This is a genomic window from Stenotrophomonas sp. HMWF003 (assembly GCF_003061285.1).
Lineage (GTDB): Bacteria > Pseudomonadota > Gammaproteobacteria > Xanthomonadales > Xanthomonadaceae > Stenotrophomonas > Stenotrophomonas maltophilia_AP.
Map to the genome: position 1 here is coordinate 3,302 of NZ_QAIW01000414.1, position 510 is coordinate 3,811.

1 protein-coding gene is annotated in these 510 nt (G+C 71.2%); it reads right to left on the bottom strand.

Annotated elements, in window-relative coordinates:
* Window positions 1-510, bottom strand: a 510-nt coding sequence (locus DBR34_RS17710) for a LysR substrate-binding domain-containing protein (RefSeq protein WP_258224087.1), incomplete at both ends; no start/stop codon positions are given.

The window sequence follows — 510 nt, forward strand, 5'->3', positions numbered from 1 at the left end:
ATCGGCAGGCTGCGGTAGCCGCCCTGGTCATCGGGGTACTCGAAGCCCGGCGAGCGCTGGCCCAGCGTGCCTACGTAGTGGATCAGCGCGTGATCGTGCAGGTCGGCGAGCGTGTGCGGGGTGCCGCGCGCGGCGAGATACGCCGGGCTGGCGCAGTTGGCGATCTGCATGTTCCCCAGCGGCCGGGCCACCAGCGTGTTGTCGTCCAGGCTGCCCACCCGCAGCACGCAGTCGAAGCCTTCGCGAACGAGGTCGACGCGGCGGTCGGTGCCGCTGAGCTCGATCTCCAGCCCCGGATGCTGCGCAAGGAAGCCGGGCAGGTGCGGGATCACCAGCTGGCGGGCCAGGCCGCTGGACATGTCCACCCGCAGCCGGCCCTTGAGCTGGCTGGTGTCGCGGCGGAACATGCCCTGCAGCTCTTCCATGTCGTCGAGCAGGTCGCGGGCGCGCTGCTGGAACTGCAGGCCGTCGGCGCTCAGCCGTACCCGGCGGGTGGTCCGGTGCAGCAAC